The 12,783-nt window shown below is 55.4% G+C and carries 14 protein-coding genes and 1 tRNA gene; 11 read left to right on the top strand and 4 right to left on the bottom strand.

The window, feature by feature from the left end; all coding sequences use genetic code 11:
• Window positions 1-160 precede the first annotated feature (160 nt).
• The 7 genes from H8B15_RS02310 to H8B15_RS02340 all read left to right on the top strand — a co-directional run bounded on the left by H8B15_RS02310 (window position 161) and on the right by H8B15_RS02340 (window position 5,585).
• Window positions 161-928 carry a TatD family hydrolase gene (locus H8B15_RS02310; protein WP_187318056.1) on the top strand — a complete coding sequence of 256 codons (768 nt, stop codon included), beginning with the start codon at window positions 161-163 and terminating at the stop codon, window positions 926-928.
• Window positions 929-1,076: 148 nt separating this feature from the next.
• Complete coding sequence (locus H8B15_RS02315) at window positions 1,077-2,156, top strand: asparaginase (protein WP_246455293.1); 1,080 nt, start codon at window positions 1,077-1,079, stop codon at window positions 2,154-2,156.
• A 106-nt stretch (window positions 2,157-2,262) separates the two neighbouring features.
• Window positions 2,263-2,350, top strand: a tRNA-Ser gene (locus H8B15_RS02320).
• Between the two features lie 357 nt (window positions 2,351-2,707).
• Window positions 2,708-3,457: a hypothetical protein gene (locus tag H8B15_RS02325; RefSeq protein WP_187318057.1), complete on the top strand. Its 750-nt coding sequence runs from the start codon at window positions 2,708-2,710 to the stop codon at window positions 3,455-3,457.
• Window positions 3,454-3,864, top strand: coding sequence for a hypothetical protein (locus H8B15_RS02330; RefSeq protein WP_187318058.1), 411 nt, complete (start codon window positions 3,454-3,456; stop codon window positions 3,862-3,864). The genes H8B15_RS02325 and H8B15_RS02330 overlap by 4 nt, the downstream gene beginning before the upstream one ends.
• A gap of 80 nt (window positions 3,865-3,944) precedes the next feature.
• Complete coding sequence (locus H8B15_RS21225; RefSeq protein ID WP_187318059.1) at window positions 3,945-4,886, top strand: histidine kinase; 942 nt, start codon at window positions 3,945-3,947, stop codon at window positions 4,884-4,886.
• A 6-nt stretch (window positions 4,887-4,892) separates the two neighbouring features.
• Window positions 4,893-5,585: a LytR/AlgR family response regulator transcription factor gene (locus H8B15_RS02340; protein ID WP_187318060.1), complete on the top strand. Its 693-nt coding sequence runs from the start codon at window positions 4,893-4,895 to the stop codon at window positions 5,583-5,585.
• Between the two features lie 95 nt (window positions 5,586-5,680).
• On the opposite strand, the gene H8B15_RS02345 is transcribed toward H8B15_RS02340, so the two are convergent.
• From H8B15_RS02345 to H8B15_RS02355, 3 genes are all read right to left on the bottom strand, one after another.
• The gene (locus H8B15_RS02345; protein ID WP_185280586.1) at window positions 5,681-6,007 is read right to left on the bottom strand and encodes a HesB/IscA family protein; all 327 of its coding nucleotides are present in this window, start codon (window positions 6,005-6,007) and stop codon (window positions 5,681-5,683) included.
• A 179-nt stretch (window positions 6,008-6,186) separates the two neighbouring features.
• Window positions 6,187-6,603: a Fe-S cluster assembly scaffold IscU gene (gene iscU / locus H8B15_RS02350; protein WP_187318061.1), complete on the bottom strand. Its 417-nt coding sequence runs from the start codon at window positions 6,601-6,603 to the stop codon at window positions 6,187-6,189.
• A 114-nt stretch (window positions 6,604-6,717) separates the two neighbouring features.
• Window positions 6,718-7,932, bottom strand: coding sequence for an IscS subfamily cysteine desulfurase (locus H8B15_RS02355; RefSeq protein WP_187318062.1), 1,215 nt, complete (start codon window positions 7,930-7,932; stop codon window positions 6,718-6,720).
• A 146-nt stretch (window positions 7,933-8,078) separates the two neighbouring features.
• Between H8B15_RS02355 and mce the strand changes: the two genes are divergently transcribed.
• Window positions 8,079-8,489, top strand: coding sequence for a methylmalonyl-CoA epimerase (gene mce / locus H8B15_RS02360; RefSeq protein WP_187318424.1), 411 nt, complete (start codon window positions 8,079-8,081; stop codon window positions 8,487-8,489).
• Between the two features lie 34 nt (window positions 8,490-8,523).
• Here the strand turns inward: mce and H8B15_RS02365 are convergent, their stop codons facing one another.
• A complete protein-coding gene (locus H8B15_RS02365; RefSeq protein ID WP_187318063.1) occupies window positions 8,524-9,909 on the bottom strand; it encodes an ArnT family glycosyltransferase in 1,386 nt (461 codons plus the stop codon).
• Between the two features lie 326 nt (window positions 9,910-10,235).
• Between H8B15_RS02365 and H8B15_RS02370 the strand changes: the two genes are divergently transcribed.
• The 3 genes from H8B15_RS02370 to H8B15_RS02380 all read left to right on the top strand — a co-directional run bounded on the left by H8B15_RS02370 (window position 10,236) and on the right by H8B15_RS02380 (window position 12,719).
• Entirely contained in the window at window positions 10,236-10,808 is a 573-nt protein-coding gene (locus tag H8B15_RS02370) for an L-threonylcarbamoyladenylate synthase (protein WP_187318064.1), read from the top strand.
• 96 nt (window positions 10,809-10,904) lie between these two features.
• Window positions 10,905-11,174 carry a hypothetical protein gene (locus tag H8B15_RS02375; protein WP_187318065.1) on the top strand — a complete coding sequence of 90 codons (270 nt, stop codon included), beginning with the start codon at window positions 10,905-10,907 and terminating at the stop codon, window positions 11,172-11,174.
• Between the two features lie 126 nt (window positions 11,175-11,300).
• Complete coding sequence (locus tag H8B15_RS02380; protein ID WP_187318066.1) at window positions 11,301-12,719, top strand: CCA tRNA nucleotidyltransferase; 1,419 nt, start codon at window positions 11,301-11,303, stop codon at window positions 12,717-12,719.
• Window positions 12,720-12,783: the final 64 nt, after the last annotated feature.

A 12,783-nucleotide genomic window follows, 5' to 3' on the forward strand; every position in this document is an offset into this window, starting at 1 on the left:
AGTGAGTGAGTGAGTGAGTGAGTGAGTGAGTGAGTGAGTGAGTGAGTGAGTGAGTGAGTGAGTGAGTGAGTGAGTGAATCGGGGGTAGGAGGGTGCCATAACGGGATGCCTTACCTTTGCACCTCGCTTTTGCCTTTCCACGCTTTACACTTCTCTCCTCGTGCACCTCACCGATTCTCATGCCCATGTCTACTCCGAGCAGTTCAAGCCTGACCGCGACGAGATGCTGCACCGGGCCTTTGAAGCAGGCGTGACGACCATCGTCATGCCCGCCATCGACCACACTACCCTCGATAGCATGCTCGAAACGGAAGCCCGGTTTCCGCAGCAATGCTTTGCCATGATGGGGCTGCATCCTACCTCTGTAAATCAGCATTTTGAGCGGGAGCTGTACGCCGTGGAGGAGTGGTTAGGGAAGCGGCCCTTTGCCGCAGTAGGAGAGTGCGGCCTCGATCTGCACTGGGACAAAACCTACTTTGCTCAGCAGCAGGAAGCTCTGCGTGTGCAGATCGATCTGGCCAAGAAGCACAACCTACCCCTAGTGCTGCACACCCGCGATGCTTTTCAGGAAACTGCCGACCTCATTGAAGCTGCCCAGGATGGCACGCTGCGCGGTGTGTTTCACTGCTTTTCGGGGAGCCCGGCCGAGGCCGCCCGCGCCATTTCACTAGGCTTCAAGCTGGGCATCGGTGGTGTAGCTACCTTCAAAAACGGCGGTGCCGATAAGTTTCTGCCTGGCCTCGACCTGGACCACCTACTACTGGAAACCGACTGCCCCTACCTGGCGCCGGTGCCGCACCGCGGTAAGCGCAACGAGCCTGCCTATCTGCCGCTCATTGCGCACCGGGTGGCAGAGCTGCTAGGAAAAGATGTGGCAGAGGTAGCGGAAGCTACCACCCAAAATGCTCAGGCATTATTCAACTTATAGCGTCGAGCATTGCCTACACGGCGTGTTGTTGCGCTCAGGGCAGGCCAAAAGAGGGGTAGAGTAGAATAGGGAAAGTGCCGATTGCCTGCTAGCTTGCCAACTCGGCCACACGGTTGTGTGGCCGGTTTCGTGCTCTTTCCTGCTGCCTTTGGACTCTTCTTACTTTAACATTGATACGGCTGCGCCGGCCACGCCCGAGGTTTCGGTACTTTTAATTTACACTGGCGGCACCGTGGGCATGGCCTACGACGACGATGGGTCGCTGGTGCCCATGAAGTTTGCCAGCATCATGGGCAATATTCCGGAGTTGCGCCAATTTCGGATGCGCCTGACGGTGCACAGTCTCCCCACACCCATCGATTCTTCCAACGTGACGCCTACCATATGGGCTGAGCTGGTGCGCATCATCACCCATAATTACGACGCGTACGACGGCTTTGTGATTTTGCACGGCACCGATACGATGGCCTACTCGGCCTCGGCGTTGAGCTTTATGCTGGAAAACCTAACCAAGCCCGTCATCTTCACCGGGGCGCAGCTACCCATCGGCCGCATCCGCACTGATGCCCGCAAAAACCTGCTCACGGCGTTGCAGCTGGCTTCGGCTCGCCACAAAACCACCGAGGCGGCCCGTATTCCTGAAGTGTGTATCTATTTCCACAATGTGCTGCTGCGTGGCAACCGCGCAAAAAAGGTAGAAAGCGGCCATTTCGATGCCTTTAAAAGCGAAAACCACCCGCCGTTGGTACGTGCCGGCATCGACCTGGAGTTCAACGATGCGGCCATCCGGCCGATGTCGGTGCTACCCCGCAAGTTCCACCAGCACCTCGACGAGCGGGTCGTGATTCTGAAGCTATTCCCAGGCATCAGCGAGCAGGCTGTGCGCGGTATTTTGGCCATTGATAATCTACGCGGCTGCGTACTCGAAACCTTCGGCTCGGGCAACGCCCCCACGGCGCCGTGGTTCACCGCTGCCCTACGCGAAGCCCTGGACCGGGGCCTACACATTCTCAACGTTAGCCAGTGCGATGAGGGCCGCGTGCAGCAAGGCCGCTACGAAACCAGCGCCCATCTGCGCGACCTGGGCATTATCGGCGGCGACGACATCACCACCGAAGCGGCCGTGGCCAAGCTCATGTTTGTACTGGGCCTCAACCAGGCGGCCCCTACCACCCGTCGCCTGCTAGCCCGCGACCTACGCGGCGAAATCTCCAACTGGGAGGAGTAAGTAGAACCGAATTAGGATAGCCGACCACCGGCTAATTCGGCCCTAAACAGAAAGGCTGTTTGCGTTTCTGGTAAAAGCCGCGTTTCTTTGCGCCACCATTAGCCCTAGAGAGGTGTCCGAGTGGTCGAAGGAGCACGCCTGGAAAGTGTGTATAGCCCAAAAGGTTATCGTGGGTTCGAATCCCATCCTCTCTGCATGTAACCCCATTTCCAAATTGGAATTGGGGTTTTTGCTTTTCAGGGGCTCCATCTATAAGCACAAGTGCTGATACTGCGCTTAGCTTTCTGCTACGTTTCTGGCACAGAAACTAAAAGTTGATACGGTATACCCCGTTGCATCCTTCCTGCATAGGCTGGGCTATAGCCAGTATATAAGCCAAGCTATGTTGTCCTGATGCTGCACGTACTCGGAGTAGGTCCGCCCAGGTCTTTAGGTCAACACCACAAAGTTGGTGGGTTTGCCCACAAACTTTGTGGTGTTGATCACACGCCGTTGCTTGGGTCACGGAACCGGGGTTGCTTTAACGAGTCAACTACTCTCAACCTCCGTATATGAAGCGCTTTTGGTTTGTATTCCTGCTGACGAGCCGAGTGGCCATGAGCCAGACGCCGGACTCCGTAAAGACGACGAGTATTCCACCGAAGAGTAATTTCAAATTCGGTATTGTCAGTTCCATCAGCTTCTCACTCGCCGCTGTCAGTACACCCCACTTACGGTCTTATTTTCGCGCCAATGAAATCAAACCTGCCCCCTTCTTCGGGCAGTTTGCGCATTGGAATGGTGGCTTTCGCTACAAACGGCTCAAGTTTATCTCGCAAGCTGGGCGCGGACTTGATATTTCGTTCATGGAGGGGCGTAAAGACGACAAGCGAGTAGCCCAGCAAGACCATGCAGATTATACGGGTTTTATGCTGGGCTACGATGTGCTGAACGCCCGCAACCGCCGCCTCTACCTCAATGTTGGCACCGGCGCTATCACGTACAAATACAGCGTCTACCGTCGCACTCCGCAGATTGTTGACTGGCAGGACCTGACGCAATACAGCCAGCCGGGTGCTATTCCTTCTCTGACCCTGACCAACCAGTACCTCGACGTCAACTTGGAGTTGACCCAGCGGGAAAAACGCAAACGCAGCGCCGAATATATGCTTCGCGTGGGCTACCGGCGGGGACTGCGCCCGCAGGCGTGGGAGTCGGATGCCTTCTTGCTACAAGGAGCACCAACCGACCGCATTAGCCAATTCTATCTACAGATCGGCTATAACTTTTCCCTCAACTTCGACCGAGTGGCAGACCTATGAAAGCGCACTTGCTAGTGCAGGTGTGGCTGCTCCTGAGCGGCCTAACCTTCGATGCCGGGCAAAGCCGTAGGCCGCAAGCACGCCTCATTATTTATCGCACGCGCGAGTTTGGCGGCGCTACCTATAACATTACTCTCAACGACCAAAAGCTGGGAAAGCTGCCGACCAACCGGTACATGCAGGTTGAGTTACCACCGGGGCGAATAAAAATAGAGTCGATTGGGGATTACTTTACCGAAAATCAGACCTTGTGGATTGATGCTCACCCCAGTCGTACCTATTATGTTAAAGCAATTGAAGAAGTTGATTTCCTAAGCCAGACGCTCCTGCTCGCGCCCGTTGACAACGAGCAGGCCCAACGAGAGTTACAGGGCATCAAACCAATACGTTTGCCCCGCCCCAATTAAGTGTCTTCTATGTCCCTGTCCCGGCAGACCACTGCCTTACTTTTCGGCGTTACGCTCACCAGCCTGCTGGCTTACTGGGGGTGGTTGCTCTACGTGGGGTATGGCAACATGAGGAAGCCGCGCCCGACATCGGAGGCCTAGCCCGGTACCTGCTGGGCATCGGGCTGCTGCTCGCCGGTTTGGGAGCCGTGGCCCACCTCAATTATCGGTGGGCGTTTCGACAGTGGATGCTTCGCCGTGAAACCGTATGGGTGTACTGGACGTGGCTGTGCGGGCTGGCGTGGCTGCTGTTTGAGCTGCTACAGGTTCGAACAGACCATGTGCCCGACTTTATCGACGAAAACCTGCTGGTAACCGCCGTGCTTCTGGCCTTGATCGTGGCCTATGGCTACGTAGCCGATTCGTTTCGGACCCGCCGGGCCCAAGACCACCTGCTACAGCAAAAGATGGAGGCCGAGCTAACGGCGCTCAAGGCTCAGGTGAACCCGCACTTTCTCTTCAATGCCCTGAATACCATCTACAACGAGGCGCAGCGCGTCGATAATGGGACGGTAGCCGACCTGATTCAGCAGCTCGCGGGCATCATGCGCTTCACCCTGCAAGAGTCGAAACAGCCGCTAACGTCTATTGAAAATGAGTTTTCGTTTCTGGAAAAATACCTGGCGCTGCAACGCGCCCGCCTCCCGCAGCGCGACACCCTGCGCGTGTCGACCCAGCTGGAATGGGATGGTCAACCGGCTTCCATTGCCCCGTTGCTGCTGATTCCGTTTATCGAAAACGCCTACCAGTACGGCATTAGCTTCGTTCAGCCATCGTACATCGACTTACAGATAGCCGTAGAGAACCGCCGCTTGCGCATGCGGCTAGCCAACAGTATTGCTCCGGCAGCAGCCCGGCTTGGTCTGGGTACTGGTATTGCCACGGCAAGGCAGCGACTGGCCCTGATGTATGCCAACCGTCATCAACTCGATATCCAGCAAACAGACGATTCTTTCACTATATCTCTTGCCCTTGATCTATAGGTATTTATGCTACATGCCATTGCCATTGATGATGAGCCCGCCGCTCTGGAGGTACTGGAGCGCTATGCCGCCAAGGTGCCCTTTTTGCAGCTCACCCACACCTTTCTCAGCACCACCGAGGCGCTAACCTGCCTGCACACCCAACGCGTCGACCTCTTGTTTTTAGACATTCAAATGCCCGACGTGCTCGGTCTGGATTTTTCCCGGTTGGTAGCACCCTTGCAAAAGCCCATCGTGTTCACAACGGCGTATGCCGAACACGCGGTTGAGGGCTTCGCCGTGCAAGCGCTCGACTACCTGCTCAAGCCCATTGAGTTCGGCCGATTTTTGCAGGCCTGCAACCGGGCATACGCCCACGTAATGCCTGCACGCGAAGGTGCGCCCGGTATCTTCGTCAAAGATGGCTACGATTGGATTCGGGTCAACGTGGAGCAGGTGCTTTACATTCACTCGGATACCAACCTGCTATTCATTCAGGAGCAGGACCGGCAGGTGAGCACCCGCATGACCCTAGCGGACATGCTGGCTACCTTGCCGGCCGAAGAATTCATCCGCATTCACAAATCGTACATCGTAGCGCTAAAGGCGATTCGTAAAATCGAGCGTCATCAGGTGACTGTCGGCACAGTCACGATTCCGCTTGCAGAGAGCTACCGGGAGGCATTGCAAAATCGTTTATTAAAAAAGAACGTTCGTTGAAAGTGGCGACTTGTTTGACTGAGTACCAAGTTTCATAACGAAGAAGGCCTCCATGCTTTTAAGCATGGAGGCCTTCTTCGTTATAGATTCAGCAACTACACTGAGAAACTCTCGCCGCAGCCGCAGGTACGGCTGGCATTGGGGTTGTCAAAATAGAAGCCTTTACCATTTAGCCCGTCCGAGAAATCAAGTTCAGTGCCGGCGAGGTAAAGGAAGCTTTTCATGTCTACCACCACCCGCACGCCTTTGTCCTCAAACTCCTGGTCCATGGGTTTCACTTCATTGTCGAAGTCTAGCTTATAGGACAAGCCCGAGCAACCGCCGCCTGCCACCGATGCACGCAACCGGTAGGTAGCATCCAACTCAGCATCGCGCATGAGATGTTCAATTTTATCTTTTGCCTTGTCAGAAACAGTAATCATGGCAGTAAGGGTAGGGGTAAGCGAAGCTAGCCGATGTGGCCATTCTTATTACAAAAGTACACCTTGAAAGGTTTAGTTTATCTGATACGTTTCTAAATAATAAAGGGTAGGAAGCAATAGCCCTTTCGGCTGCTTCCTACCCTTTACAACATTATCCGTCCGGTGTAACCGGAGCTACCTTAGTGGTGTGACTTCTCCAGCTCTAATGCTGGCAAGCCGTTCTTTACGCGGTAGTCGTTGATAGCCGATTTGATGGCATCTTCAGCCAACACTGAGCAGTGGATTTTCACGGGCGGCAAAGCCAGCTCTTCCACAATCTCCATGTTGTCAATAGCCAACGCCTCATCCACGGTTTTGCCTTTCAGCCATTCCGTTGCCAGCGACGAAGAAGCAATAGCCGAGCCGCAGCCGAACGTTTTGAATTTGGCGTCGGTGATGGTGTTGGTGGCTTCGTCTACCTCGATTTGCAGGCGCATTACGTCGCCGCACTCAGGAGCACCTACTAGGCCAGTACCTACGGTTTTCTTGCTTTTGTCCAGCGTGCCCACGTTGCGGGGGTTGCTGTAGTGGTCAATTACTTTATCAGAGTAAGCCATGACGTTGTCAATTAAGAATTAAAAATTAAGAATTAGAAAATTGAGTTTCAAATCAAAAGATGGTCATGCGGATGAATCACCTTTCGATTTTTAATTCTCAATTTTTAATTGATTCTAGTGTTCTGCCCACTCAATAGAGTTGAGGTCGATGCCTTCTTTGTGCATCTCCCACAGCGGCGACATTTCGCGGAGCTTGGTTACGGCTTCTTTTACGTGGCCGATAGCGTATTCGATTTGCTCGTCGGTGGTGAAGCGCGACAGGCCGAAGCGTAGCGAGGAGTGTGCCAAGTCGTCGCTCAGGCCCAGGGCCTTCAGCACATAGCTGGGTTCCAGCGAAGCCGACGTGCAAGCCGAACCCGACGATACCGCCAAGTCCTTCACGCCCATCATCAGGCCTTCGCCTTCTACATACTTGAAGCTGATGTTGGCTACGTGGGGTAGGCGGCGCTCCACCGAACCGTTTACGTAGCTTTCTTCCAGCGTCAGCAGTTCTTTTTCGAGATGGTCGCGTAGCTTGCTTAGGCGCTCCGCGTCCTGGGCCATTTCGAGGCGGGCCAGTTCACAGGCTTTGCCAAAACCTACGATGCCGGGCACGTTCAGCGTACCGGAGCGCATGCCGCGCTCGTGGCCGCCGCCGTCCATCTGGGCCGTCACCTTCACGCGGGGCGATTTGCGCCGCACGTATAAAGCGCCTACCCCTTTAGGGCCGTACATTTTGTGAGCCGTGAAAGCCATCAGGTCAATGCCGTCAGCGATAACGTCTACAGGAATCTTGCCTACTGCCTGCGTGCCGTCGGTCATGAACAGCGCGCCGTGCTTGTGGGCAATCTTGGCAATTTCCTGGATGGGCTGAATCGTGCCGGTTTCATTGTTGCCATACATGATAGTCACCAGAATCGTTTCGGGTGTCATGGCGGCTTCCAACTCTTCCAGGCTAATCAGACCCTGCTCATTTACGGGCAGGTAAGTAACCCTGCCGCCCAGCTTTTCGATGTGCTTGCAGGTGTCGAGCACTGCTTTGTGCTCGGTAGTAGCCGTAATAACGTGGTTGCCCTTCTGGGCGTACATTTCAAACACGCCTTTGATAGCGAGGTTGTCCGACTCTGTGGCGCCCGAAGTGAAGATAATCTCCTTTGGGTCGCAATGAATCAGCTGCGCGATTTGCTCGCGGGCGTAGTCCACAGCTTCCTCAGCGGCCCAACCAAAGGGGTGGTTGCGAGATGCTGCGTTGCCGTATACTTCTGTGAAGAACGGTATCATGGCATCCAGCACCCGCGGGTCGAGAGGGGTAGTGGCGTTGTTGTCGAGGTAGATAGGTAGCTTGAGCATGGCTCGGAGTCAGTGAGTTCAGCGGAGAATCATTCGCATCTAGAACAGCAAAACTACTAAAGAGGTTTTACTTTGCCAGTGTAAATGTCTTTATAATCCTAATACTGCTATAGAGGCCTTCTATGGCTCCTTCGCTACAACCACGCATGCTCACCAACCTCGAACATTTGGGCCTAGCCGTCCACGACCTGAAAGCTGCCACGACACTCTACACCACGCTGCTCGGCGTGGCGCCCTACAAGCAAGAGCATGTAGCCAGCGAAGCCGTGGATACCGTGTTTTTTAAAGTAGGTGGATCCAAAATTGAGCTGCTAGCTGGCACTTCCGCGGATAGTGCTATCACCAAATACTTGCTCAAAAAGCCCGAGGGCATTCACCACGTGGCGTTTGAGGTAGATGATATTTGGGCCGAAATGGCGCGGCTGCGGGCCGAGGGCTTTGTACTGCTCAGCGAGGAGCCCAAGCGTGGCGCCGACAACAAGCTCGTCTGCTTTGTGCACCCAAAAAGCGCAGCCGGCGTGTTGGTAGAGCTGTGCCAGACTATAGTGGTAGAGTAGCGCCAAGGCCATTTATTTGCTGATGCAGGGTGCGTCAAGGCTGTTCGCTGGCTTTGGGTTGAGGGCGCAGCTTCCACACATGAAAGGCACCTACCCTGGTTATCTGTTGCTCTAAGTACGGCTGCAAGCGAGGGTCTTGTAGGCTGGTGCTGTCGTTGCTATACAGGTAGCGGGCGCCTTGGGCAATACAGGAGGCAATGTACAGCTGGCCACTTGGCGTGGTAGAGGTAAGCTGGCCGGGCCACTCAATACCAAAGCCCTTCTTGTGTAGGAAATAGAAATAGATGCAGCCCGAATTGTCGGGGCCTACTACGCACAAGGCGCCGGGCGGGGTAGCCGCTTCCAGTTGCAACCGGCTAACGGGATTGAAAAGCTCTGGCGGCACATCCGAATCGTGGTGTAGCCAACGGCCGTATCCTACCCGCGCAAATGCCCAAATAGGCTGCACGATTAATAAGAGCAGTAGCCACACTTTAGCTTTTGGGAAACGGCGGAGCCAGGCAGCACCCCACGCCGCCAGCAAAAGCAGCAAGGGTAGGAGGGGCAGCATATAATACGTATGGCCCTGCATCTGCCGCAGCTCAATTACATAATAAGCAGCCAGGGCAAGCCCCCAGGCAAGGCCTGGCCCAAACCACGGATGGCGGACGGGGGGATGGCGCACGAGTCGCCAGCAGCCTACCAGGAGCAAGCCCAAGGCGCCGTAGCCTAACAAGAGCTCTGGCCAGTCAGACAATAAATTGCGCTTGATGATAGAAAGACCAGTAGCCAGGTCGGTAGCCGGCCGGAACTCCAGACCAAAATTTTCGAGGCCTGAAGTATGAATCAATTGTAAGGCGTAGGCGTACCACCACAGCGACAGGCCTACAGACAACACGGCGTAGCCTGCCAGTAAGCCCAGCTGCCGCCAGGAATAGCGGTGCTGAAGCACATCCCGTACTACCCATACCGCAATAGGAAACCCTACTACCAGGTACTGAAGCTTCGTGAGGCCGCCCAGGGTCACGGCAAGAAAGCTCAAGCCCAGATAATGGAAACGCTGCTGTTGCCGCCACTGCATAAACCACAGCAGACCCGCAATGGAGGCCGTAAGTGCCAACACATCCGGCAGCGCATTGATGCCGTGATAGAACAGCTCTGGCGTCCAGGAAAGACACCAGGCCCCAACACCACCCAGCCACGCAGACCCGCTGACGTGTTGTACCAGCCGGTAAAAAGCCACCAGGCCCGCCACATAGATCAGCCAGTTGAGCAGGCGGGGTAGCGCTTCGTGAAAGCCAAACAAATGGTAGCTACCCGCTACCAGCCACTCGTAGGAGGGAAACTGCATACCCGTGATGCCATTGCTGGCCCCTCGTTTATCGACGCGAGGCTCCAGAATATGCATGCCCTCTTCGTAGAAATTGCGGGCAACTGCCATAGTATCGCACTGCCGCCACACGTGAATGCTGGTAGGAGGGAGTTGAAAAAAAGGAGCGTGTAATAAAAAATTTAATCCTAGTAATAGGGGCCAAAACCACCGTGGGAGGAGATTTGTGGCCTGTATAGCTTGACTATTCATGCCGCAAGTTAGAACCGAAAAAGTCCGCTGCGTACGTTACTCAATGAGTAAGCTGAATTTGTGAAAACAATAGATAACAGGGTAGAAGTTGTAGAATAGCAGATGTAACGGCGGTTGAAGACATCAGCCCGCGCTCGTCTTACTTGCGCTGTTTCACAACTTGCACCATCATATTCTGCCTTCCCATGAACCTATTCCAACAAGAAGTGGAAGCAGCTGTAGACGCGCTGCTGCTGCAACAAGTCATTCTCTACCCCACCGATACGGTGTGGGGTCTGGGCTGCGACGCCGAATCAACAAAGGCCGCGGAGCGGCTCTACAAGCTGAAGGGTAGGCCCGAGGGTAAGCCCAGCATTGTACTGGTAGCCGATGAAATCATGTTTGCCCGCTACGCCGCCACCGTGCCCGATAACCTAGCCGAGCTGCTGGCTACCCAGGAGCGGCCCACTACCTATATAGTAGCTGCCAGCCGCTATGTAGCCCCGCAGCTGGTAGGGCCAGATGGCACCGTGGGCCTGCGCATTCCGCGCGATGAGTTCTGCCACAAGCTGGTGCGCCGGCTGGGACACGGGCTGGTGTCGACCTCGGCCAACCGCAGTGGGGAGCCGACGCCGGCCATATACAGTGAAGTAGACAAGCAGATTGACCGCGCCGTTGACTACGTGGTGAGCTGGCGGCAGGACGACGACACGCGGGTAGCTCCCTCGCGGGTGGTGCGGATAAAGGAAGATGGCACGTTGGAAACAGTGCGCGACTAGCCGGGGCAACAAAAAAAGTAAGCACGACAGCGGGTTACATTTGGCAGGGCAGCAGTATGAAGCGTAAACAACTCCTTCACCTTTTCACTTTTGACCATGAAATTCTCGTTCAAATCACTGCTCGTTCTGGCTGCTTTCGCTCCTTTCGCTCTGGCTTCGTGCTCGGAGAAAACGCAGGAAAATGCTGAAGCTACCGCCGAAAGCGCTGCTACTGATGCTGCTAACGCGACTGAAAATGCTGGCGATGCCATCGAAAACACCACTGACAAGGCTGCCGCTGAAATGGCTCCCGAGAACGGCGACACAGCTGTAGTGCGCGATGTGCCTGCTGATAAGATGGTAGAAGAAACTCCTGCCAAGCAGTAATTGCCTGGTAGGCTACTGCCTACAAAAAGCGCCTTCGGAAATCCCGAGGGCGCTTTTTTTGTTATAGCACGTTGGTTTAACGCGTCGGCAAATGCGTCATTCTAGGGGCGTTGCTACCTTTGCGGCATGAACAAACCGCAGCTCCCCGACCTCCCCCTGTTTCATACCATTGCCGAAGCCGCTGGTGAGCTGGACTACCCCGCCTACGTGATTGGCGGCTACGTGCGCGATTTGGTGCTGGCTCGGCCTAGCAAGGATGTAGATGTGGTGTGCGTAGGCGACGGCATCCAGCTGGCGCAGGCTGTGGGCCGGAAGCTACCGGGCAGGCCGCGTGTGACGGTATTCAAAAACTTCGGGACGGCCATGCTGCCTACCCCCGAGATTGAGGTGGAGTTTGTGGGCGCCCGCAAGGAAAGCTACCGCGCCGAGAGCCGCAAGCCCGAGGTAGAAGCCGGCACGCTGGAAGAAGACCTGGCTCGTCGTGATTTCACCATTAACGCGTTGGGCATCAGTCTGAACCCAGCAGACTTTGGTGCGCTGGTAGACCGCTACGACGGCATGGGCGACATCCAGCGCAAGACCATCCGTACCCCCCTCGACCCAGATATTACCTTCTCCGACGACCCGCTGCGCATGCTGCGCGCCATTCGGTTTGCTACCCAGCTCGATTTCGATATTGAGCCGGATACCTACGATGCCATTGCCCGCAACAAAGACCGCATCAAGATTGTGTCGCAGGAGCGCATCACTACGGAGCTGAACAAGATTATCTTGGCCGAGAAGCCTAGCTATGGCTTTAAGCTACTGTTTCAGTGTGGGTTGTTGCAACTGATTTTCCCGAAGATGGCCCAATTGCAGGGCGTGGAACGGGTAGGGCAGCACGCGCACAAGGACAACTTCTACCACACCCTACAGGTGCTCGACAACGTGGTGGCCACCGGCGCCGACTTGTGGCTGCGCTGGGCCGCCATTCTGCATGACATCGCCAAGCCCGCCACCAAGCGCTACGACAAGCGCGTGGGCTGGACGTTCCACGGCCACGAGGACAAGGGTGCCCGCTGGGTACCACAGATTTTTGCCGATCTGAAATTGCCCTTGGGCGAAGAAATGCGGATGGTACAAAAGCTGGTGCGTCTGCACCTGCGGCCCATTGCGTTGGTCAAGGAAATTGTGACCGACTCGGCCGTGCGGCGCCTGCTGTTCGAGGCCGGCGACGACATTGACCGCCTCATGCAGCTCTGCCGCGCCGATATCACTAGCAAGGACCACCAACGCGTGGCGCGCTACCTGCGCAACTTCGATGTAGTAGAAGAAAAGCTGAAGGAGGTAGAAGAAAAGGACCACCTGCGCAACTTCAAGCCCGTCATCACCGGCGAAATCATCATGGAAACCTTCGGTCTGAAGCCTAGCCGCGAGGTAGGCGAATTGAAGGAAGCCGTACTGGAAGCCATCCTCGACGGCCGCGTGCGCAACGAGTACGACGAAGCCTTCCCATTGCTGCTGGAGCTAGGAGAGAAGAAGGGGTTGGCAGTGGTGAAGTTGTGAGGTTGAGAAATTGCGAAGTTGTGAATAGCAAGACGGCTGTCATCCTGAGCGCAGCGAAGGACCT

Source organism: Hymenobacter citatus (genome assembly GCF_014333615.1).
In the GTDB taxonomy this organism is placed as follows: domain Bacteria; phylum Bacteroidota; class Bacteroidia; order Cytophagales; family Hymenobacteraceae; genus Hymenobacter; species Hymenobacter citatus.